We start from the raw sequence: 21,730 nt of genomic DNA on the forward strand, positions 1-21,730 counted from the left end.
ACCAACTGAGATCCCATAAAAGCTGATTTCTAATACTGCATGCGGTCACGCATGGGTGGCGTAGCGCGTGCCTATGGCCTGAAGCGGATGGTGTAGAACCCGCCGAAGATCGTCAGCAGTGCGCCCCACCACAGCGTGGCATGCAGATTCGGTAACACGACAGCCGGCGGATGCGAGAGCTGGTAGATGCCGACAGGGATCAGCACCAGGCCATACATCAGGCAGAGGATGCCGACGAAGAACCAGATGGCGACCGGCTTCTTCGCGCTGGTGGGCGCGGTCACCGACGCGCTTGCGTCGTGGGGAACATGCTTGTGCGGACCGGACATCGGGCCTCCTTATTTACCAGAAGATCACGTTGAGGATGACGAAGACGACGGCGACGACGCCGGCCCAGAAGATCGGCTTCTGCAGCAGCCCGACGGAGCCGTCATCGGGGATCACGGTTGCGCCGTAGACCAGGCCATCCAGCTCGGCGTCGGTTTTGGGCTTGGTCATCAAGCTGACGATGACGGTGATGAGGATGCAGGCCAGCCAGCTCCATAGGGCGCGGTAGATGTTTTCGGCCATCGGCTTGGCATCGGGCGAGAGCGCGATGTAGCGCAGAGCCGAGGGATCGCGCTGCACCCAGATCCACATGCTGATGGAGGAGACGGTGCCGACCAGCAGTCCCCAGAAGCCGCCTGCACCGGTAGCGCGCTTCCAAAGCATGCCAAGGATGACGGTGCCGAAGAGCGGTGCGATGAAGAAGGAGAAGAGCGCCTGCACGTAGTCCATGATGGAGGCCGCGTTCATCACCAGGTAGGCGGTGCCCACGCTTGCCAGCATGCCGACGACGGTCGAGGCTCGCCCCATGAAGACATAGTGCTTGTCCGGGGCGTTCTTCCTGATGAAGGCGCCGTAGATGTCGTAGGTCCACACGGTGGAGAAGGCGCTGACGTTGCCCGCCATGCCGCTCATGAATCCGGCGACCAGCGCGGTGATGCCAAGGCCCAGCAGGCCGGGGCCGCAGTAGCGGACCAGCATCAGCGGCAGCACTTCGTTGTAGCTGTGCTGTCCAGTTGCGGCGGCAACGCTCTCCGGGACGAGGTGCATCAGTGAGCCGTCGGGGTTGCGCAGCACGGCGAGCGCGAGCAGGCCGGGAACGATGACGATAAACGGCACCGCCATCTTGAAGGCGGCGCCGATGACCGGAGCCATCTTGGCGGCGCGCAGGTTGTTGGCCGAGAGCACGCGCTGCACGACGAGGAAGTCCGTTGTCCAGTAGCCGAAGGCTACGACAAAGCCGAGGCCGAAGACGATGCCCGACCAGTGCACGCCCATCGGGTTCGAGGAGAAGCTGCCGAGCGTCGACCACATGTGGGTGTAGTCGTTGGTGCCGAGGTTGGCGGCGATCTGCGCCTTGAGGTTCGTCCAGCCGCCGGCTTCGATGAGGCCGACGATGGGGATCAGCGCGGCGCCCGCCCAGATCAGGACAAACTGCAGCACCTCGTTGATGATGGCCGAGCGTAGGCCGCCGAGCATGACATACAGGCCCACGGTCACGGCGCCCACCCAGATGGAGAAGTTGATGTTCCAGCCGAGCACGACCTTCATCACCAGTGCCATCGAGTACATGTTGACGCCGCTCATCAGCACCGTCATCAGGCCGAAGCTAATCGCGCTGAGCGCGCGTGCGCCTTCGCCGAAGCGAAGCTGCAGGTAGCCGGGGACGGAGTGCGTCTTCGAGATGTAGTAGAAGGGCATCATCACGATGCCGAGGAAGAGCATCGCGGGGATGGCGCCGATCCAGTACCAGTGCGTGGCGAGGATGCCGTACTGATACGCGGCGCCGGCCCAGCCCATCAGCTCCAGCGAGCCGAGGTTGGCAGAGACGAAGCTGAGACCGGCGATCCAGGCCGTCATCTCGCGTCCGGCGAGGAAGAACTCTTCGCTGGTATTCGCCGAGTCCTTCACGTAGAAGCCGATGAAGAGGACGACGACGAAGTAGAGCAGAAGAATCAGAATGTCGACACCCGAGAGCTGGGTGAGCTGGCGGCTGCTGGCAAGAAAGAACGCAAGGGTCATGAATTGGCTCGGAATTACATCGTGATCTTGAAGCGTTATTTGGAACTGCTATGGGCGATCGCTCTCAGCTCGGCCAGTACGTCGCCCAGGGGAACGGCCTTGGCGTCGACGGTGCCGAAGGCGAAGTATACCTTGCGATAAAGCTGATACAGGCGCTCGTAAATGCTGACGGCTTCAGGTTGCGGCAGATAGGTTTTGAACGGCAGGCAGAGCTTCTCCTGCGCGTCGGCGATAGAAGGATAGATGCCTGCCGCGACCATGGCGACGATGCCGGAGCCGAGGCTGGTGGGGATGCCGTCGGGCACCAGCACCGGCTTATTCAGCACGTCGGCGTAGATCTGGTTCAGCACCGTGTTGTTTTGCGGGATGCCGCCGCCGTTGATGATGCGTTCGACGGGTACGCCGTGCTCGGCCATGCGTTCGAGGATGATGCGTGTATGAAAGGCCGTGCCCTCGATGGCGGCGTGCAGCTCGTCCTGCGCGGTGTGGATCAGGTTCCAGCCCAGCGTCATGCCGCCCAGCTCAGGATTGACCAGCACGGTGCGGTCACCGTTGTCCCAGCTCAGGCGCAGCAGGCCGGTCTGTCCGGCATGGTATTGATCGAGTCCGGCGGCGAGGTCCTTCACCTTCATCCCGGCGCGACGTGCGATGGCTTCGAAGATATCTCCTACTGCAGAGAGGCCCGCCTCGATGCCGGTGAGCTTTGGATCGACGCTGCCGGGCACCACGCCGCAGACGCCGGGCACCAGCTCCGTCTTCTCGGCCATGGCGATGATGCAGGTGGAGGTGCCGACGACGTTGACGACATCGCCGGGCTTGCAGCCTGCGCCCAGCGCGTCCCAGTGCGCGTCGAAGGCGCCGACGGGAATGGGGATGCCAGCGGGAAGCCCCATCTTCTCGGCCCACTCCGCGGAGAGGCCGCCATAGATGTGGTCGGAGGTCAGATACTCTCCGCCGATCTTTGCGCGTACGCCTGCGAGAAGAGGATCAACCGCGACAAGGAATTCTTCGGAGGGCAGGCCGTCCCACTTCGGGTTCCACATCCACTTGTGTCCCATGGCGCAGACGGAGCGCTTGAGATCTTTGACGGAGGTGACGCTGGTCAGCGTGGCGGCGACCATGTCGCAGTGCTCGATGGCGGTGCCCAGTTGCGCGCGCAGCTCCTGCGGGCTGTTGCGCAGCCAGTGCAGCAGCTTGGCCCAGCCCCACTCGTGCGAATAGACGCCGCCGCACCATTCGATGGCCTCGAGGTTCAGCTCGTGTGCCTTGCGGGTGATCTCGCGTGCTTCGCGGTGAGCACGATGGTCGCACCAGAGGTAGTATTCGCCGAGCGGCTTCAGGCTCTCATCGACCATCAGCACGCTTGAGCCGGTGGTGTCGAGCGCAAGGGCCTGCACCTTGCTGCCATCGACGCCGGTAGAGGCGAGCACATCTCGCGTGGCCTTTACCAGGGCGGCCATCTGGTCGTCGTGCGACTGCGTTGCGTAGTCGGGATTGTCGCGGCGGCGATGCAGCGGATACTCCGCCGCTGCCGTGCCGAGCCGTCCCCGCTCCGAGTCCACCAGGGTCACGCGTACGCTCAGCGTGCCGAAATCTGCGCCTGCTACGATTGCCATCTTTTGAGCCTCGCTACTTCTGTCCGTAGGTTGCGCTGGCACCGTGCTTGCGGAAGTAGTGCCGGTCGAGCAGCGCATTGGAGACGCCGCTGTTGGGATTGAGCATCACGGTCATGAAGGCCATCTTTGCGACAGCCTCCAGCACGACGGCGTTATGCGCGGCGTCCATCGGTGTGCGACCCCAGGCAAATGGAGCGTGTCCCGCGACGAGGACGCCGGGGATGGCGAGGGGATCGATGCCTTCGAAGCGTTCGATGATGGCGACGCCTGTATTCAGCACGTAGTCGCCGTTGATCTCGTCGTCGGTCAACTCGCGCGTGCAGGGAACCGGGCCGTGAAAGTAATCGGCGTGCGTGGTGCCGAGCGCGGGGATATCGCGGCCCGACTGTGCCCAGGCGGTAGCGTTCTCCGAGTGCGTATGTACGACCGCGCCGATGCCGGGGAATGCCTTATAGAGAGCGAGATGCGTCTTCAGGTCGCTGGAGGGGCGAAGATCGCCTTCGACGATGCGGCCTTCAAGGTCGGTGACGACCATGTGTTCGGGGCGAAGCTGATCGTAGTCCACGCCGCTGGGCTTGATGACGGCCAGCCCCTGCTCGCGGTCGATGCCGCTGGCGTTGCCGAAGGTGTAGAGGACGAGTCCGCGATTGACAAGCTCGAGGTTCGCCTCAAGCGTACGGGCTTTCAATTCTTCCAACATCAGGCCGTTCTCTCCATGCGGGCTGCAGCGTTCGGATGCAGTCCGTCTCTGTGTTTGCGGTCGTTGGTGTGCGAGAGCTTCTTCAGCTGGAGGACGCGGAAGAATGCCTACTCCGAATAATGGTTAACGATCATAGCCGGTCTTAACAACGTTCCATAAGAGGGAATGTTTTGAATGCGATCCGCGCCGGTTTCCTGTGCAGTCTGCGGTGCCGTCTTACGAGGACGCTGGATGGGCTTCGGAGGGCGATCACCGTTTTGTATTTGCGGAAAACCGTGTGCGGGTGGTGAAATAAATCCAATGCGCAGACTCCTGTCCATTCTGCTGTTGGCCATTCTTGGCCTTCCGGTCGCTACGCCGCTGCTGGCGTCGACCCGGCAGGAGGAGTCGAGTCTGCCTGCATGCTGCCGGCGTGGCGGAGCCCATCACTGCATGGGAATGACGCATACGTTGTCCAGCAACTCGCCGCAGTGGGCTGCACCGATGGAACACTGCCCGTACAGCCCGGCTTCAGTCACGGTTGTGCACGGCGATGCCTTTGCCATGCCCGTCTCCGAGGCGGCGTATGCGGGGATCGTCAGCCATCCCGCAGTTCATGTGCAGACCGAGTCGCTGCGTCGCATCTCCCGCGATCGCTCCCGCCAGAAGCGCGGCCCTCCTACCCTCTCCTAGTCGAACTCTTTCCTGCTGTCTGTTTTATCGGCCTTCGTGTCGATGCGTGTCTCTTTCTCTCGTTTGGGAAGGATGAGCACCGCAGACGCAGGAATTCCTGATCGCAATCGCTGATTGCAGGTTCGTCTTTGCACAACTTGAGAGGAAAAAGATGTCCACGGTATGGAGGATGGGCGGCGCGTTCGCGTTGGTCGCCGCAAGTCTGACGGTAGGAGCGCAGAGCGCGGGAGAGGGCGTGCTGTCTGGACAGGTCACTGACCTGGGGAGCGCCGCGATCGTTGGTGCGCAGATCGAAGCGCACGCTGTTCACGGAGGCGCAGTGCTGCATTCGGTCAGCGATCAGCAAGGGCGATTCTCGTTTTCCGGTGTGGCTGCGGGAGCGTATCACCTGCGCGCCGCGCACGACGGTTTCCAGGAGAAGCAGCAGGAGATCGACGTCATCGCAGGCCAGGGGGCCGTGGTGAAGCTGGCGCTTCCCGTCTCCACGCTTACGCAGAATGTGACGGTCGAGGCGCAGCCCGCGCTGATGACCGAGACGCCTGCAAGCCAGACGCAGGCGCAGGTCAGCCGCGAAGACTTCAAGAACTCTCCCGCGACGACCATCGCTGACGTGCTCAGCCTGGTCCCCGGCGTCACCTTTGTGCAGGGCAATGGACCGCGCGATGTGGCGGTCTCGGTGCGCGGAGCCAGCAATCGTCAGATCTACGGCGTGCGTAATGTTCAACTGTTTGAAGATGGGTTCCCCGTCACCCAGCCCGACGGCCTGGGACGCACGGACCTCACCGATCCGCACGCCTACAGCAGCATCGACGTGGTGGAGGGGCCATCGTCGGCTCTGTACGGAAACTATGCGACCGGCGGCGCAATCAACTTTCACACGCGTAGCGGCTCGGAGATTCAGGGGCTCGAGGTGGGCGCTGACTTCGGCAGCTTCGGCTACTACAACGACTATGCGACGTATGGCGCAGGCAACGATCGCTACCAGTTCTCCGGCTTCGTCAGCAACGTTCGAGCCGACCAGGCGACGGTCAACAATCAATACAACACCGTCACGGTCAACCTGCTGGCCACCTTCGCTGCGACGCCGCGCGATCGCATGACCTTCAAGTTCATCAACAATGATCTCGACACCAATCTTTCGATTCGTCTCTCGCGCAATCAGTACCAGCTGAACCCTTACCAGCAGGGCTGCCAGGTCTACAACGCTGGCTTTGCCTCCAACGGTTGCTCCAGCATCAGCGTGTACGCCAACGGTTTCAACGGGACGACGCAGTCGCTGGGCGCAGCGCAGGCAGGGCTCAACCGGCACGACCGCCGCACCATCGTGGGTGCGCGCTACGAGCATGACCTGACGCACAACACCACATGGCAGACGCAGTTCGTCTGGGACAACCGCGATGCCAATCAGCCTACGTCGGCCTCGGCTTATCGTGGAACGCTGCCGTCCTTCAACGTCGTCAGCAACCTGCTGCGCCGCGGCCTCTTCGCGGGGAAGCAGTCGACGACTTATGTCGCGGGCTCGTTCAACTACGAGAACATCAACTCGCAGAGCGCGAACCTGATGCCCGGCGGGAAGGCGGCTCTCGGCGGTACGACACAGATCGTCGTCGGAACCCACAGCAACAGCGGCTTCCGCGTGCGTGAGGAGCTTGCGCTGGCCGAGCGCTGGGTGCTGGTTGCAGGACTCGGCGGTGAGTACACGGCGCTGAATGCGCTGGCGCAGAACTACACCTATCCCGTCGGCGGAACGCCGGCGATCTCGCCGGTGAACGCCGACCGAACCTTCTTCAATCTCGCGCCCGAGGTCGGCGTGCAGTTCCATCCGGATCGCGCACTGCGGCTGCATGCGCGTCTTGGCACGGGTTACGGAACGCCGCAGGCGACGCAGTTGTTTACCAATGCGCAAGGCCAGTTTGGCAATAACATCACGCTGAAGACGCAGCGCAACATCGGCGTCGATGGCGGAGCGGACTGGATGTTCGGATCATCGCTGCAGCTCTCCGCTGCGGTCTTCTACGAGTGGTTTCATAACGAGCAGGTCACGCAGTCGCCGGGAGTCAATCTGCAGAGCTATACCTTCAACGCTCCCGCCTCCGCGCATCGCGGTGTGCAGGCCAGCGTGGACTGGCACCCTCTGCCGCAGACGTTCTCCGGACTGCGGTTGCGCGCGTCGTACCTGTACGACAACCAGATCTACACCGACTACACTGAGCAGCTCACGACGGGCAGCGCAACCAACAGCTTCTCGCGGAGTGGGAATCGAATCCCCGGCGTGCAGCCGCATTATCTGAATGCGCGTGTGGTGTACGACCAGCCTTCGGGGCTGATGCGTGGCTTCGGCGCATACGTGGAGACGAACTGGCGCGCCAACTATGTGCTCGACAACGCGAATCTTCTCTCTGCACCGGGCTACACGCTCTGGAACCTGAGCACGCACTACGATCCACCTGCGGGTCACGGCGCGCTCTCGCGGCTGCGTTTCTTCTTCGATCTGCAGAACCTCACCAACAAAACCTACATCGCCTCGGCGGGCAACCTCACCAATTCGCTGAACGCGCAGGGACAGCAGAACGGCGCAGCGGTGTTGATGAATGCGTCGGGTTCGATCTATGCCGGAACGCCGCGTGCTTCCTACGGTGGCGTGAGGGTGCGCTTTTGACGACAGAAGACAAAGCAGTGGCAGGTGATCCCGGGAACATCCCCTTCTCAAGGAGAGCACGATGGGTACCATGACAACCGATCTGGCAGTGGAGGAGCAGTCGAAACGGATCTATCGCGCTGTCTGGCGGTGGCACTTCTATGCCGGGGTGTTCTGCATTCCGCTGGTGATCTGGCTCTCCTGCACCGGCTCCATCTATCTCTTCAAGCCGCAGATCGAGCGCTGGCTCGACCGGCCGTACGACCATCTTGCGCTGCATGGGCAACGGGCGACGCCGGAGCAGATCGCCAATGCCGCGATGAACGCCGTGCCGGACTCCAGCCTGCACTACTACGAGGTGCCTGCGAATAGGGACGGCGCGGTACGCGTCATCGTCGGCGTCGGGCAGACGGAGTATCGCGTCTACGTTCACCCGGAGACGCTGCGCATTCTGAAGGTCATCGACGAGGATAAGCGTCCCATGCGGCTGATCTTCCATCTGCATGGCGAGCTGCTGGCGGGCGACTGGGGCTCGCGCATCGTGGAGCTGGCGGCATCGTGGGCGATCGTGCTGTTGGTCAGCGGTCTCTATCTCTGGTGGCCGCGGCAGACGGAGAAGCTTGCAGGCGTGTTGTGGGTGCGGCTGGGAAGAGGGAAGCGCATCTTCTGGCGCGACCTGCATGCGGTGACGGGAGTCTGGGTCTCTGCGTTTGCGCTCTTTCTTCTGCTGACGGGACTGCCGTGGGCGAGTGGATGGGGCACGTACTTCAAAGCGATCCGCAAGATGACCGGCACGAACGTGGTGAAGCAGGACTGGACTACGGGCCGCTCCTCGGAGCTGGCTCAGCGCGCGGCGATGAATCGCCCCGCGGCCTCAGACGATGGCGGAGGCCACGCCGACCACATGGGGCACGTGATGCCGCGTATGACCTGGCAGGGAGCGTATGCGCCGCTTGATCGTCTCGTTCCGGCGGCGGATGCGCTGCACCTTGCAGCGCCCGTGCTGATCATGCCAGCGATGCGCATTGATGGGGCATGGACGGTGAAGTCCGATGCGCAGAATCGTACGCTGCGCACGACGGTGATGATGGATCCGCGCACGGCGACCATCATCAGCCGCGAAGACTTCGGCCAGCGCCACATCCTCGATCGCATCGTCGGCTTCGGTGTGGCCGTGCACGAGGGACAGTTCTTCGGACTCGCGAATCAGTTGCTGGGGCTGGCGACGGCGATGGGGCTGGTGCTGCTCTCTGTCAGTGCGCTGGTGCTGTGGTGGAGGCGCAGGCATGTCGGCGTGTTGGGCGCGCCGGTGCCGATGGAGCGGCCACGCTGGCCGGTTGCTGTAGTCGCGGTGGTTGTGGCGCTGGCGCTGTACCTGCCCGCGATGGCGGCGTCGCTGTTGCTGGTGATGGTGCTGGAGCGATTCGTCTTCTCGCGCATCGTGCCGGTCAGCCGTTGGCTGGGACTTGATTCCGCATAAAAATGGCCATGCCCAGAAGTGACATCTGGGCATGGCCTGGAGGAGACGTTTCTCTTTTAGAAGGTGAGTTTCAGAGCCGCCTGCACGTTGCGCGGCAGGTTGGCCTGCGCGGTGATGGCGCCGAAGGTGGAAGAGCCGAACTGGGTATTCGGCAGACCGAACTGCACCTTGTTGAGGACGTTGAAGGCCTCCAGCCGGAACTGCATGGCCAGGGTTTCGTGGATGGGGAAGTCCTTGATGACGGAGAGGTCGTCCTGAAATCCTGTCGGCCCGCGCAGACGGCCGGAGGAGCGCGGAACGTCGCCCAGTTCGAAGGCCTGCGAGAGACGGAAGGCCGCGGGGTTGAGGTAAGCCTGCATCTGGCCTGTCCCGCCGAGACGCTTGCGAACGTCGCCCGAGGTTAGAGGAGTAGCTCCCTGCACAAACGTGGGGCGAGAGCCGGAGAAGGCTTGTCCGCCCGTCTGTGTGATGCCCAGCGGGAAGCCGGACTGGATCGAGATGATGGTATTCAGCTTCCAGCTGCCGATCAGTTGATTCACGAAGCCGTTGACTCCACCACCGAATCTCTGCCCGCGACCGAAGGGAAGCGAGTAGTTGGCGTTGGCGACGAAGCGCTGCGGCACATCAGACGTCAGCACTGACCACTCGTGATCGCGGATGTGATAGCTGTTCTGAATATCGGGCGTTCCATTGGCGTTCAGGAAGCCGGTAAGCAGCGGCGACGTGTTGCCCATCAGCTTGGAGAAGGTGTAGCTGAGCGTGGCCGACAGGTTCTTCGATCGCTGAATCGTGATGAAGGCCTGTGCGCCATGAAACATCGATGCTCCGATGCCGTCCTGGTTAACCGTCAGCGAGGAGTTGTTCATCGCCGTATTGGAGACGTACTGCGGAAATGCTGCCAACAGCTGCGCACGCTGCACTGTGGTCGCCGCGAGTGGGCCGGTCGTGACCTTTCCATAGAAAGGGTTCGGTACGGCAGCCTGCAGGTAGGCGATCTGCGCGGCACTGCCTGGCGCTCCCCAGTACTGATCGCGCAGGTCGTTGGGGCGGAAGTTGATGGGAAGGTGAACGCCGTGGCTGCCGACGTAGTTCAAGTGCAGCACGATGCCGTTGGCGATCTGCCGTTCCACGCTGACGTTCCACTGCTGGGAGTACGACATCGGCGTGTCATATTGCACGCCCGCTACGCTGGTTCCTGTTCCGACCGTCACGCCGGCGGCTGACCCCGCGGGTAGCAGAACACCGTTGGGGAAGGGGTTGGTCATCGTCGTCGTAGGTACGTTGGTGGAGGCGAAGATGGTCTGTGTCGTTTGCGACGAGCCCAGTGTGCTCGACAGGTAGAAGCGCTGCGAGGTTGGTAAGTAAAGAATGCCGTATGCCCCGCGCAGCACAGTCTTGTCGTCGGCCTGGAAGGCGAGGCCGAAGCGCGGAGCGAACTTGTTGTACGAGGTCTTCCAGGTGCGTGTCGGGAAGTCGGAGCCGAGGTAGCGCGCGCCACCGGTGAAGGGAAGCGTCGAGGATGAGAGTGGGTTCGCTACATTCAGGTCAATATCGGCCCACTGATTATGCCGCTCCTTCATCCCGGTCTCGATCTCATAGCGCAGACCGAGATTCAGCGTCAGTCTAGGGTTGATCTTCCAGTCGTCCTGGAAGTACATGGCGTTGTACCACTGGTCATAGGCAGGCTTTACCTGGCGGGTGAGGCTGGCCGAGGTGAAGGTGCCCAACATGTAGGCGGCGAAGGCATCGAACTGCGACTGCCCTGAAGGGACGGCCCCGCTGACGGTCGGGCCGTTGGTCAGCGTCGTGTCGAAGGTGAGGGTGCCGGGACCGTTGCTTGCGCTCTGCTGGTGCTCAAGAATCAGCCGCCCGTCATAGCCAAAGGTCAGGGTCTGCTTGCCGCGCTGCCACACGGCAGTTGAGGCGAGCGAGTGGGTGTAGTGCTCCCAGCGATTGGTGTTTGCTGCATACGACATGTTGGCGTAGCCGTTGATGGAGACAAAGGGCAGGCCAGTAAGCTGCTGCTGGTTGTCGAGGTTTCCGCTGTAGCCGTAGTCCGACGCTGTGTAGCCGGTATAGTTCTGCGGAATCTGGAAGTTCTTCTGGTAGGAGAAGCCGTAAGCCGTCTGCACCAGAAAGTTCGGCGAGAGGGTCCAGCTGTCGCCCACGGCGAAGAGATAGCCATGAAGCTCCTGGTTGATGCCGCTCGGCCCGGTGGGCTGGTTGAAGATGTCGTTCTCGTGGTGGGTGTTTACGTCTCGTGTGCCGCGCGCGAAGACGCGCTGTGCAGCGGAGAAGTTATGGTCGACGCGGAAGTTGAACTGGTCTTCCTTGTCGATGTAGGTATTGGCATAGCTGTAGTTGTTCGCTGTGCCGCTGGCGTTGGGCAGCGGATAGAACTGCAGCAGCTTCAGCGCGGTGGAGTTCGGATTGGCGATTGCACGTCCGGCGGCATAGCAGGTGCCCGCGACGCAGGCCGGCGCCAGCAGCTGACGGGTGGAGCCTACTGTGGAATAGGGATCGTAGATGGGGTTGAGAGCCTCGGTGAAGACACCCTGCCGCATCAGCGTGGTGGGAACCGTCGCCGTGGTGAAGGCATTGGAGGTATTGCGGGTGGCCTCCCAGCCGAAGGTGAAGAAGGTCTTGTTCCTGCCGTCGTAGATCTTCGGCAGCCAGACCGGGCCGTTCACAAAGACACCGTACTGGTTGTAGCGATGCGGCAGGCGGAAGTCGTCGCGCCCGGGGATGGGGTAGATGCCGGTGCGCTTGGTGAAATAATTCGCAGCGTCCAGCTTGTCGTTGCGGAAATATTCGTACGCCGTGCCGTGAAAGTTGTTGGCTCCCGACTTGGTGACGATGTTCAGAATACCGCCCGAGGAGCGACCGAACTGCGACGATGGTACCGAGGTGATGACCTTGAACTGATCGACGACCTCGACCGAGGGCGTCAGGGCAGGCTGGCCCTGGCAGCAGACCGTGATCGGTACGCCGTCAAGCAGCACTTCGTTCGATCCGCTGGCTCCGCCGTTGGACTCGAAGTTGTTGGTTGCCGCTGCGACGACGGCTCCGCGCACTGTCGCCACGCCCGCGCCGAACGATCCTCCGGGGTTGATGCCGGGGGAGAGAGCGGCCAGCCCATATGGGTTACGGCCGTTCAGGGGAAGATCGCTCACCTGCCGGGCGCCGACGGTGTAGCTGATGGTCGCGTCGTTGACCTCGAGGTCGGCCATGCCGGCGGATTGCACATCGATCGTCTCGGTGCTGCTGCCGACCTCAAGCGAAAGGTCCACGCTGACGTTCTGGTTGACCGTCAGCGTGATCTCGGTGGTGGCGGTCTTGAAGCCGGCCTGTGTGACCTGCACGCGATAGGGGCCGGTCTGCAGGGACGGGAAGTTGTAAATGCCGTCCTGGTTGGTGACGCTCTTCTGCACGAGGCCGGTATCGGACTTGGTCAGCGTGACCTGGCCTCCCGGGATAATGGCGCCCGTATTGTCGGTAATGCGTCCGGTAATGGTGCTGTTCGCAACCTGGGCCTGGGCAAAGTGGCCTAGCAGCAAAAGCGAAATCACAATAGCAAACCGCCGGGAGAGAGTTTGCATTTTCTGGAGGTACATCGATGGGCCTCTTCCTGAGTTGAAAACTGCCTCCGAACGGAGCCTCGCTTTTTCACAACGCGAGACTTGCCGTTCGGATTTCGGCGGTAACTATCGTTTCGCCATCGATACCTCGTCCAGTTCCATGCTGTTACGTTACGTAACAGCATGTTTGTTTTCATGTAGATACGGGAGTTTCCGCGACGAAAACGTTCTGTTACTGCGCTGCCTGATCGAGGTGCAGGATGGCGCCGTGCTCGTTCAGGTTCTTCTGCAGCTCGGCCACGCTGATCTTCTGGACAGGTATTTTCGCGTGAACCGCCATTGCCGCAGCCACTCCCGCAGCCTGCCCGACGATCATGTACTGAGGCTCCATTCGCACCGAGGAATAGGCCACATGCGAGGCCGAAAGGCAGACCGGCACCAGCAGATTCTCCGCCTCCTGTGGCTTGGGGAGGATTGATCGGAAGGAGATCTCGTACGGGTTCACCGGCACCTGCACATCGCCCTCGTTTCGCACGGAGCCGTCGGGCATGGCGACGCGCTGAATATTGTGCGAGTCGCTGTTGTAGGAGCCCATGCCGACCGAGTCCGGCTTCGTGCGATCGGTCTGCAGGTCGGCCTGATGCATCACGTACTCGCCCACCATGCGCCGTCCCTCGCGGATGTAGAGCTGGTTGGGCCAGTGGTCGGTGTCGGCGAACTCGTCTTTGGCGCGTCCCCAACTATTTGTTTCAGCGCGCAATGACTCCGGCACGCTCGGGTCGGAGGACAGAAACCACAGAAAAGACTGGGTATAGAGCATGTGCGCGTCCCAGATGCGTTTGCGCTCGGCGTAGCTGGCGTCGGGATAGCTCCAGCTTTTTCCGATGTAGTCGGTCGAAAACGGGCCATTGTTATTAAAGTCGGCCTCGTGGTTGGGAATCGCGACCGGATTCATCACGTCGCCCAGCTTCGGCGCGCGGTTCATGTGCTCGGGGAACTCCTTCAGGTAGCGTGCCAGCAGGGCAAATCGCGCGGCGTTGTATCCGGCGGGCCTGGTCCAGGGAAGCCGGTTCGCCGGATCGTTGGTCAGGATCAGGCGAAGGTTATACGACTGCACCTTCTTGTCGCCCTCGCCGTTGTCTCCCATGGGGCCGGGATCGACCTCCGGCATCAGCTTGTGATGGTCGTCGTAGGGCGAGATCTTCCAGCGGAACTGATGCTGCGGCGTGTCCACGCGGACGCCAGCCAGGCTCTCGTCATAGACCTTGGTCGATTCGCGGCCGACGGTATAGGTGATCTTTGCCTGCGCCATCAGATCGCCCTCGTAGGAGCAGTCGGCGTAGACCTTCGCCTCCCAGCTCTTGCCGTCTTCGGTGGCAAGGCCTGTGACGTGCGTACCCGTCTTCGTGACGCCGCCCTTCTCCTTCAGGCGCTCGTGAAAGCGGACCTCGACGCCGGTCTTCTTCAGCCACTCGGTAAAGATGGCCTCGCCGACGTGGGGCTCGGAGAGCCAGTCGAACCGTTCATCGAGGGTCTCCGACTGCGGGCCGTAATGGGCTGCCGCCTGGCGATAGAAGTCGCGGGCATAACCGCCGATGACGTGAAAGTTGGCGGTATCGGTGGCAGACAGCCCGCCAGTCACCATGCCGCCGAGGTGCGTCCCCGGCTCCAGCAGGATCACGTGCAGACCCTCCCGCGCCGCGGCGTAGGAGGTCATCACACCGGAGGCCGTTCCTCCGTAGACGATCAGGTCGGCTTGCTGCGCGGGAGGTACCGCCGCAAAGGCCGAAGTGGTAACAGAAAATAGAGCAGGCAAAAGAATGCGTAAAGATCTCATGGCCGATGATGGTGCCATGCCGTAACCATGATTGGCACGTTTCCTGCGGTATGTTACGCGCTGTTACATCGAATTTGCAGGGGCTTGCGCGCGATAGGCGTGCATGGCGACCGGCCATGATCGCAGCGGTTTATTGCTCTCCACCTCGGTCTGGACGACCATCTCGAAGAAGGGTGGCGAGCCGTGCCGTCGCCACATCTCGTCGATCGAGTTCGACCCGGCCGACGAAGAGAGTAGAGTCACCATCGCCCCCGTACGTGCCGACTCCAACAGCAGTAGCTTCAGCCCGGGAGCCCGCCCCGGCAGCAGCGCGATGATCGATGGTTCAATGCTGCGTTGCGCTCCCACACTCACCCGGTCGTAGCGAGCCTGTTCCGACGGCGCCGGACTGGCGTTGGCCACCCAGCGTTCGTTCATCGACAGGGTGAAGTTCAGCGTCTGGAGGTAAGCATGGAATGGCTGCATCGTCTGATGCGTGCCCAGCATAATGACATTGGCCTCTTCGAGCACCATCATCGAGGAGTCGCGGCTCACGTCGAAGGAGACGCGCTGTTTGGCTCCCACCGAGTCGAGATAGCGTGCCATGTCGATCGCCGCCAGCGTATCCCAGGTGACGGTATAGGGCATCTCCACGCCCGGCGTCCCCAGGTTCTTGATCAGATCGCGAAATTGAGGGTCATCGTCGATGTGGCTATAGTCGTTGACCTTCGTCGAGCGAAGGCGGAAGGTGGGTGCTCCGGAGAAATGAAAGAACACAGGTGTCGGCAGGATGATCTTGATGGGCTCCTCGCCCTGCAGAAAACGCGCCCAGAAGGTGGTCGGCTTCGGCTGCTCGACGGCATAGCTCTTCTGCAGCGTGTGATATTTCCAACCCAGCAGGCCAACGGTGACCGCAAGCGCAAGGCATAATCCTGCGAGTACCGGAAGCAGGTATGGCCGCAGCCCGTCCGTCCACGATGTTTCGACAGGGAGCGCAATCTCTTCGGGCTCCTCGACCGTGGGCAACGGGTCGAGCGCCATCAGTTGATGGGTGCCGGTCGGGATGACCAGCATCTCCGTCTCACCCGGCTCGCTCTGGTAATAGTCCTTCAGCTTCCGGCGCAGGCGCGAGATGTGTACACGTACGGAGGCATCCACCGTGGAGTCGAAGCTGCTGTTTCGTCCCAGCGCCTCGGTCGCGATGGCGTATTCGCTGACCGTCTCACGGCGCTGCTCCCACAGGTACGCGAGCAGCTTGCGCTGCGTCTCTGCACGGGCAAACTGCGGGCTCTGCAGAATGTGCTGGACATGCGCCTCCAGGCCGTCGCCTGCCTCAGAGGGTCGTGCCGGACGTTGCATCTCCGAAGGTGGCGGTGTGGCGATGTCTGCCATGCACGGCATTCTATCTACTGTGCTGTACGACTGTCTCGGCCCGCTGTCCGCTCCTGATGGAAGAGCCGCTGCAGCTGCGCGGGATAGGTCTGTTTGCCTTCGGCTGCAACTCCCGGTGCCCTGACTCCGATACCGTACGTCAGGCTGTCGCCCATGCAAAGGACCGTATCGGTATCCCTCATCCGGGAGGGCAGCGCAGAGCGAACGGTCTCTGCGAGCAAAGCATAGCCCTTCGCCGTGAGATGAACGCCATCGGTGCTTAACTCGTCCGTCGGGCCTCCGGCGCGAATCAACGCTGCGTGGAAGTCAGCGACCGCCATTTTGTCTGTGTGCGCAATGTGCTCAAGCGCGTCATCGAGCCGCCTGATTCGTTCCTCCGGAGAGACATCTCCGTAGACGCTGGCGTTGTGCCGCTGCAGCAGCCGCTTCGTGTCGGGCTCGTGAACGAGCACGATCACAACCGTCGCGCCCGCATCCCGCGAGCGCTTCACCATCGAAGAGACATGCTCTGCCGTCTGCTTGACGGGGAGAAACTTCTTATCGTTGACCGCATCGTTCATGCCGACAAAGATCACGACAGCCTGCGGATGATATTGCGTGAGGGCCTTGTCCAAACGCAGATCGACCTCGGCGCTGCTCTCGCCCGGCACGCCATCATTCACGACGCGGACGGCGGCTTGTGAGGCACAGCAGAGAGCGGGAATGGCGCAGAGCGCAACAAGAGAGAGCGCGATGAACCGTCTTTTACGCACGCAACGACTCTAGCATCGTCGCGCAGTTCTTAATGTTATTGAACCGTCTGTGTCGTCAAGGCCCGCGCGGCATTGCGGGAGTCGCGGATCAGGTCGGGCAGACCGACGCCGCGATAGCCGTTGCCCAACAACACAAGATTGCCGATTGTGTCGATCCTGCGCTCCAGCTCGGCCATGCGCTCCAGATGACCGACGGCATACTGCGGCAGCGAGAGCGGAAGTCTGCGCACAACGGTGACGCGCGGCTCCGGCAGTGGCCCGAGGATGCGTGCCAGCTCCAGGCGGGCGACAGCGGCGATCTCGTCGTTGCCGCAGCGCATCAGCCGTTCGGCTGCGTGTCCGCCAAAGAAGGCGCGCAGCAGGCATCCGCCTTTCGGAATGCGTCCGGCGTATTTCTGATGCATAAAGGTACACGCCATCAGCAGCGTGTTCTCCGCTGATCCGGGAGGGACGAGGAAACCGAAGCCAGGTGGCAGTGTGATCTGCTTGCCATCTTCAAAGCCGAAGCCGACCACGACGGCTGAACTGGCCTCCTCGGGCATGAGCGGCTTGATCTCCGCATCAAGCGGAGTCAGAAGCTCACTGGCTACATGCACCGGAGTTGCCAGCAGTACGGTATCGAAGTGTTCCGTCTCTGTTGGTCCGTGGCTCACGGAGAAGCTGATCTGCCAACCGCTTTTGTCGCGCTCGAGTGCGGTCACCTTTGTGCCGAGCCGCACCCACGTCGGAGGAATCGCCGCAACCATACGATCGATCAGCGTGCCGAGACCGCTGCGCAACGAGGTGAAGATCGAACTCTTCTTTCCACTTCCAACTTTGGCGCGCAGTGCCTCGATGAGGCTGCCGTGTTCGCGCTCCATTGCGACGAAAGGGGCCATTACCGCGCGTACGCTCAACTTTGAGACATCGCCGCCCAGCACGCCGCTCAGCAGAGGTGCGCCGATCTTCACCAGCACCTCGTTGCCGAAGTGCCGTTCGACAAATGCGGCAACGCTTTCGTCATGATCCGGCGCCGCAGCTTTCAACTCTTCGGCGCGGTTCACTTCGTCGTGAAAGGCCGCGCGGGCCGTGTCGCTGAAGAGAGTGGTGGCATCCAGTGCTGCCAGGTCTGTCGGCACCATCATGCGCATGCCGTCGGGCACGGGTTTCAGCACGCCGTCGACCAGCACATATGTTCTGCGGCCCTCATCGCTGGAAGGGAGGAGTTCATCCTCAAGCCCCAGCTCTACCGCCAGCTCACGCGCCCATGGCTTCTCGGTCACCCATCCGTCTGGCCCGCCTTCGATCACGAAGCCGCCTTCACGGATCGTCTCAACAATGCCACCCAGCCGCGACGATGCCTCAAAGAGCGTGACCTTGATCTCGCCGCCATGATGACGACGCGAGCTTGCCAGCTCATACGCCGCTGCGACGCCCGCAGTTCCGCCGCCAATGATGGCGATTCGCTTCACGCGGACCTCGTTACAGATTCCTCAACGCTCACCTCGGCCTCGCGGACGATCTGTGCCAGCGCCTGCGTCAGCACCGGCGAATCGTTCAGGCTCTCGGCGCGCCATAGCTTCATGCCCATTCCGGAGGCCATCTCGCGGAAGGCGATATCGATGTCGTACAGAATCTCGACGTGATCGCAGAGAAAACCGATCGGCTGCATCACGACGCCTTCGTGGCCCTCTTCGTGCAGCGCCTTCAATGTGTCTTCCACGGTCGGCCCAATCCATGGACCGCCGCTGACGCCCTGGCTCTGAAACGCGAAGTACCAGTCAGAATCCTTGAAGCCGACCGCCGCCAGCCGCTCTGCGACCAGCTCCGCAGTGCGCTTTGCCTCGACGGGATACGGGTCCGGCGAGTCCTGCATCGGGGTTCCCGGGCGCGCTCCAGCAATAGAGGCCTCGCCGGTCATGATGGTGCGGCAGGGGACGCTGTGAGCGGTGAACAGCACCGGCACGCGGTGGCCGGTCTCTGCGCACGCCGTGGCCCATACCGGCCACAGCTTCTCGGCGAACGCCTGCGCCAGCAGCGGATTCTCCGCCCATCCCGCAACAAACTCGACTGTCATCTCCGTCGCGGCGCTCATCAGCGCACGGCGATAGAGACCAACACTGGTGCGAGAGTTCTGTGGCGCAAGGCAGATGGCGCGAATGTGGGTCACGCCGTCCTCGCGCATCTTCGCGACGACATCGGCTATATAAGGATGCCAGTTGCGCATCGCCGCGTAGACCGGCGCACCGTCCAGCTCCTCTGCGAGCAGACGGCGCTGCTCCAGCGTCCACCTGGTGAGGTGCGGCGGCTCCGTTCCCGGAGTCTCCTTCAAACCGATCAGCGCATAACGATGCTTTAGTTCGTCGACGACGGCATCGGGCAGGGCACGTCCGCCGGTCACCTTGCTTAGATACTCGGCCATCTCACCCAGAACATCCGGGGTCCCGTGGGCCAGCAGCAGGACGGCTTTGCTCATCGTGCGCCAAACTCCTTCACCCATTCGACTGTCTTAATTACGTTGTCGACCGGCGTGCCCGGCACGATGCCGTGGCCCAGGTTGAAGATGTGGCCCGGCCGTCCGGCGGCCGCATCCATCACCTCGCGCACGCGCTCCCGCAGAACATCCTCCGGGGCAAACAGCGCGATCGGGTCAAGATTGCCCTGCACGGCGCAGCCCTCGCCGACGGCCTTCCAGCCTTCAGCCAAAGGAATCCGCCAGTCGAGGCCGATCACGTCGGCTCCCGTCTCGCGCATCGTCGGCAGCAGTGAGGCAGTATCGACGCCGAAGTAGATGACCGGTACGCCGAGCGCGCGCACCCGTTGCACCAGCTCCGTCGTCGGCTTCAGGCAGTAGGCGCGATAGTCGGTGACGCTCAGCGCGCCTGCCCAGCTGTCGAAGATCTGGATGACGTCGGCTCCGGCCTCGACCTGTTGCGCGGCGTAGGCCACCAGCACCTCGACCAGCTTCTCCATCAGCAGCGGCCATGAGACGCTGTCGCCGTACATCATGCGCTTGGTCTCTATATAGTTGCGCGACGAGCTGCCCTCGATCATGTAGCTGGCCAGGGTAAACGGCGCTCCGCAGAAGCCGATGATGCCCAGCTGATCGCCGTCGGCCCGCGGACCGGCAAAGTGCTTCGCTACCTTGCTGATGGCCTCGGCGACGTAGCCAAGTTCGGCGACGCGGTTGGTCTGCAAGGCGCGAACCTGCTCGGCGGTACGTACCGGCGCGTGGACGACCGGGCCTTCGCCGGCAAGAAATTCGAAGTCGACGCCCATTGGCGTGAAGGGAAGCAGAAGGTCGGCGAAGATGATGGCCGCGTCCACGCCCAGCCGCTCGGCGGCCGTAATGGTCACCTCGGAGGCGATCTCGGGTGTCCGGCAGATCTCCAGCAGGGAGTGATGCTTGCGCACAGCCATGTATTCGGGCATGTAACGACCCGCCTGGCGCAGCAGCCAAACCGGCGTCCTGTCCACCGGCTGACGCAGGCAGGCGCGGACAAAACGGCTGCTGCCTGCCGGGTTTTTCTGTTTGCTCGTGGCCTGTTCCGGCGCTGTCGGGGCGTTGCTCAAAAGGCTCTCCATGACTCGTTCTTTTGAGCCTAGCATCTTGGCGGGGCGCCTTCCATTATGTCCGTTTATCGGCTTTGAATCGCCACTTCGCGCAGATAATCACCACAACGCGCCATGGGTGATGCTCTCCCCCGTCATGGCTGTACGCGACGCAGGCAGTGGCACGCCACCACGCATGCAGGCGTTTCCTGCATGCCGCTGGCGCGAATGTTCGAGACCGCGCTTTTGCGCCGAGTCGAAACGTCAGAATATCTTTATTTTCAGTCTTCCAGGCGGAAGGAGAATTCTTCGATGACGGGGTTGGTCAGAACCTCGCGGGCGATGCGTTCCACCTCGGTCTTCGCGGCTGCGGCATCAAGGCCATCTTCCAGCGTAAGAACGAAGTACTTCCCCTGTCGCACATCGGCGACACCCTGGTATTGCATACGCTTCAGTGCATCGGCAACCGTCTGCCCCTGGGCATCCAGCACCGTCCGTTTCAACGTGACATAGACATAGGCCTTCATCTTGCTTGATTATAGACATGGTGGTGCCTATTCGCTCCGCAACCGACGCAAGTGCCAGAGTTTCCTTTCTGTGTGCAGGCGGCCATGGCTTCCCCATCGATTCCATCTTTCGAAACGAGACGATTCCTAGCGTATGCCGAACTATCTTGAGCTTCCTGTTGGGCCCGGTTCGCCCGAAGTGATCAATGCCATCATCGAGATTCCGCTTGAGGGAATCAATAAGTACGAATACGACAAGGAGCTTCACGTCTTTCGTCTCGACCGCAACCTGTACTCGCCCGTGCATTACCCCGGCGACTACGGGTTCATCCCGTCGACCCTTGGGGATGATGGCGATCCGCTCGACGTGCTGGTGCTGGTCGATACCCCCAGCTTCCCCAGCTGCGTGATGGAGGTTCGTCCCATCGGCCTGCTCGAGATGAACGACCAGGGCCTCGGTGACGAGAAGGTTCTTGCCGTCGGCAAGGGCAATCCCCGTTACAAGGATGTCTGGAACTTCTCGGAGATTTATCCGCACATTCTCAAAGAAATTACTCACTTCTTCTCGATCTATAAGGATCTCGAGGGCAAGCGCGTTGAGGTGAAGGGTTGGCGCGATGCCTCCTACGCCCGCGCCAAGGTCGTCGAAGCGCAGCAGCGCTTCATCGACAACGCTGCCGCGAAGAAGTAGACACATCGCCGCCGCCGGGCCGGGTTCCACGAGGTCTGGCGGCGGTTTTGCTTTAAACGTCTGCGCAGAGCCGGCTTTTGGTATGTCGGAATTTACGAGACCGATACAATCGCTCACGAATTACGCCGCGCACGGTATAATCACCCAATACCCATTCCTCAACCGGGATGCGGAGAGTTGGCCGAGTGGCTGAAGGCGGCGGTTTGCTAAACCGTTATAGGGTCAAAAGCTCTATCGGGGGTTCGAATCCCCCACTCTCCGCCATAAAAAGTTGAAGAGTGACTTTAAAGA

At 61.9% G+C, this 21,730-nt stretch carries 16 protein-coding genes and 1 tRNA gene; 5 read left to right on the top strand and 12 right to left on the bottom strand.

All coding sequences use genetic code 11. From position 1 onward, the window contains the following. Nucleotides 1–71 precede the first annotated feature (71 nt). From PW789_RS03920 to PW789_RS03935, 4 genes are read right to left on the bottom strand one after another with little or no spacing between them, the layout of a single operon-like run. Nucleotides 72–329: a hypothetical protein gene (locus tag PW789_RS03920; protein ID WP_299371679.1), complete on the bottom strand. Its 258-nt coding sequence runs from the start codon at nucleotides 327–329 to the stop codon at nucleotides 72–74. Nucleotides 330–342: 13 nt separating this feature from the next. After that, the gene (locus tag PW789_RS03925) at nucleotides 343–2,067 is read right to left on the bottom strand and encodes a sodium:solute symporter family protein (RefSeq protein ID WP_299371682.1); all 1,725 of its coding nucleotides are present in this window, start codon (nucleotides 2,065–2,067) and stop codon (nucleotides 343–345) included. A gap of 35 nt (nucleotides 2,068–2,102) precedes the next feature. Further along, nucleotides 2,103–3,683: a ribulokinase gene (locus tag PW789_RS03930; protein ID WP_299371685.1), complete on the bottom strand. Its 1,581-nt coding sequence runs from the start codon at nucleotides 3,681–3,683 to the stop codon at nucleotides 2,103–2,105. A gap of 13 nt (nucleotides 3,684–3,696) precedes the next feature. Continuing rightward, nucleotides 3,697–4,383 (bottom strand): L-ribulose-5-phosphate 4-epimerase, encoded by a 687-nt coding sequence (locus tag PW789_RS03935; protein ID WP_367182477.1) that lies wholly within the window; start codon nucleotides 4,381–4,383, stop codon nucleotides 3,697–3,699. A gap of 300 nt (nucleotides 4,384–4,683) precedes the next feature. Between PW789_RS03935 and PW789_RS03940 the strand changes: the two genes are divergently transcribed. From PW789_RS03940 to PW789_RS03950, 3 genes are all read left to right on the top strand, one after another. Then, complete coding sequence (locus PW789_RS03940; RefSeq protein ID WP_299371688.1) at nucleotides 4,684–5,055, top strand: DUF2946 family protein; 372 nt, start codon at nucleotides 4,684–4,686, stop codon at nucleotides 5,053–5,055. Between the two features lie 151 nt (nucleotides 5,056–5,206). Beyond that, nucleotides 5,207–7,714, top strand: a complete 2,508-nt coding sequence (locus PW789_RS03945) for a TonB-dependent receptor (RefSeq protein ID WP_299371691.1) — start codon at nucleotides 5,207–5,209, stop codon at nucleotides 7,712–7,714. A 61-nt stretch (nucleotides 7,715–7,775) separates the two neighbouring features. Continuing rightward, nucleotides 7,776–9,173 carry a PepSY domain-containing protein gene (locus tag PW789_RS03950; RefSeq protein WP_299371694.1) on the top strand — a complete coding sequence of 466 codons (1,398 nt, stop codon included), beginning with the start codon at nucleotides 7,776–7,778 and terminating at the stop codon, nucleotides 9,171–9,173. Nucleotides 9,174–9,229: 56 nt separating this feature from the next. Here the strand turns inward: PW789_RS03950 and PW789_RS03955 are convergent, their stop codons facing one another. The 8 genes from PW789_RS03955 to purS form a co-directional block, all read right to left on the bottom strand. Next, nucleotides 9,230–12,787: a TonB-dependent receptor gene (locus PW789_RS03955; protein WP_299371697.1), complete on the bottom strand. Its 3,558-nt coding sequence runs from the start codon at nucleotides 12,785–12,787 to the stop codon at nucleotides 9,230–9,232. A 196-nt stretch (nucleotides 12,788–12,983) separates the two neighbouring features. Further along, the gene (locus PW789_RS03960; protein ID WP_299371699.1) at nucleotides 12,984–14,588 is read right to left on the bottom strand and encodes an FAD-dependent oxidoreductase; all 1,605 of its coding nucleotides are present in this window, start codon (nucleotides 14,586–14,588) and stop codon (nucleotides 12,984–12,986) included. 63 nt (nucleotides 14,589–14,651) lie between these two features. Continuing rightward, on the bottom strand, nucleotides 14,652–15,959 hold the full coding sequence (locus PW789_RS03965; protein ID WP_299371702.1) for a helix-turn-helix domain-containing protein: 1,308 nt from the start codon (nucleotides 15,957–15,959) through the stop codon (nucleotides 14,652–14,654). A gap of 14 nt (nucleotides 15,960–15,973) precedes the next feature. Next, nucleotides 15,974–16,711, bottom strand: a complete 738-nt coding sequence (locus PW789_RS03970; protein WP_299371705.1) for a GDSL-type esterase/lipase family protein — start codon at nucleotides 16,709–16,711, stop codon at nucleotides 15,974–15,976. A gap of 35 nt (nucleotides 16,712–16,746) precedes the next feature. Continuing rightward, complete coding sequence (gene hemG / locus PW789_RS03975; RefSeq protein ID WP_299371709.1) at nucleotides 16,747–18,162, bottom strand: protoporphyrinogen oxidase; 1,416 nt, start codon at nucleotides 18,160–18,162, stop codon at nucleotides 16,747–16,749. Further along, nucleotides 18,159–19,166 (bottom strand): ferrochelatase, encoded by a 1,008-nt coding sequence (locus tag PW789_RS03980; RefSeq protein WP_299371712.1) that lies wholly within the window; start codon nucleotides 19,164–19,166, stop codon nucleotides 18,159–18,161. The genes hemG and PW789_RS03980 overlap by 4 nt, the downstream gene beginning before the upstream one ends. Further along, nucleotides 19,163–20,263, bottom strand: coding sequence for a uroporphyrinogen decarboxylase (gene hemE / locus PW789_RS03985; RefSeq protein WP_299371715.1), 1,101 nt, complete (start codon nucleotides 20,261–20,263; stop codon nucleotides 19,163–19,165). The genes PW789_RS03980 and hemE overlap by 4 nt, the downstream gene beginning before the upstream one ends. A 260-nt stretch (nucleotides 20,264–20,523) precedes the next feature. Further along, nucleotides 20,524–20,769, bottom strand: coding sequence for a phosphoribosylformylglycinamidine synthase subunit PurS (gene purS / locus PW789_RS03990; RefSeq protein ID WP_299371718.1), 246 nt, complete (start codon nucleotides 20,767–20,769; stop codon nucleotides 20,524–20,526). A gap of 133 nt (nucleotides 20,770–20,902) precedes the next feature. Here purS and PW789_RS03995 point away from each other — a divergent pair, with 133 nt between their 5' ends. Then, a complete protein-coding gene (locus PW789_RS03995) occupies nucleotides 20,903–21,439 on the top strand; it encodes an inorganic diphosphatase (protein ID WP_299371721.1) in 537 nt (178 codons plus the stop codon). 171 nt (nucleotides 21,440–21,610) lie between these two features. Further along, nucleotides 21,611–21,703 (top strand) — tRNA-Ser (locus PW789_RS04000). Nucleotides 21,704–21,730: the final 27 nt, after the last annotated feature.

Source organism: Edaphobacter sp. (assembly GCF_028283685.1).
In the GTDB taxonomy this organism is placed as follows: Bacteria; Acidobacteriota; Terriglobia; order Terriglobales; family Acidobacteriaceae; genus Edaphobacter.

Coding starts and splice junctions, on each gene's coding strand:
- PW789_RS03920 (WP_299371679.1), bottom strand. CDS start 329: ATGTCCGGTCCGCACAAGCATGTTCCCCACGACGCAAGCGCGTCGGTG.
- PW789_RS03925 (WP_299371682.1), bottom strand. CDS start 2,067: ATGACCCTTGCGTTCTTTCTTGCCAGCAGCCGCCAGCTCACCCAGCTC.
- PW789_RS03930 (WP_299371685.1), bottom strand. CDS start 3,683: ATGGCAATCGTAGCAGGCGCAGATTTCGGCACGCTGAGCGTACGCGTG.
- PW789_RS03935 (WP_367182477.1), bottom strand. CDS start 4,383: ATGTTGGAAGAATTGAAAGCCCGTACGCTTGAGGCGAACCTCGAGCTT.
- PW789_RS03940 (WP_299371688.1), top strand. CDS start 4,684: ATGCGCAGACTCCTGTCCATTCTGCTGTTGGCCATTCTTGGCCTTCCG.
- PW789_RS03945 (WP_299371691.1), top strand. CDS start 5,207: ATGTCCACGGTATGGAGGATGGGCGGCGCGTTCGCGTTGGTCGCCGCA.
- PW789_RS03950 (WP_299371694.1), top strand. CDS start 7,776: ATGGGTACCATGACAACCGATCTGGCAGTGGAGGAGCAGTCGAAACGG.
- PW789_RS03955 (WP_299371697.1), bottom strand. CDS start 12,787: ATGTACCTCCAGAAAATGCAAACTCTCTCCCGGCGGTTTGCTATTGTG.
- PW789_RS03960 (WP_299371699.1), bottom strand. CDS start 14,588: ATGAGATCTTTACGCATTCTTTTGCCTGCTCTATTTTCTGTTACCACT.
- PW789_RS03965 (WP_299371702.1), bottom strand. CDS start 15,959: ATGGCAGACATCGCCACACCGCCACCTTCGGAGATGCAACGTCCGGCA.
- PW789_RS03980 (WP_299371712.1), bottom strand. CDS start 19,166: ATGAGCAAAGCCGTCCTGCTGCTGGCCCACGGGACCCCGGATGTTCTG.
- purS (WP_299371718.1), bottom strand. CDS start 20,769: ATGAAGGCCTATGTCTATGTCACGTTGAAACGGACGGTGCTGGATGCC.
- PW789_RS03995 (WP_299371721.1), top strand. CDS start 20,903: ATGCCGAACTATCTTGAGCTTCCTGTTGGGCCCGGTTCGCCCGAAGTG.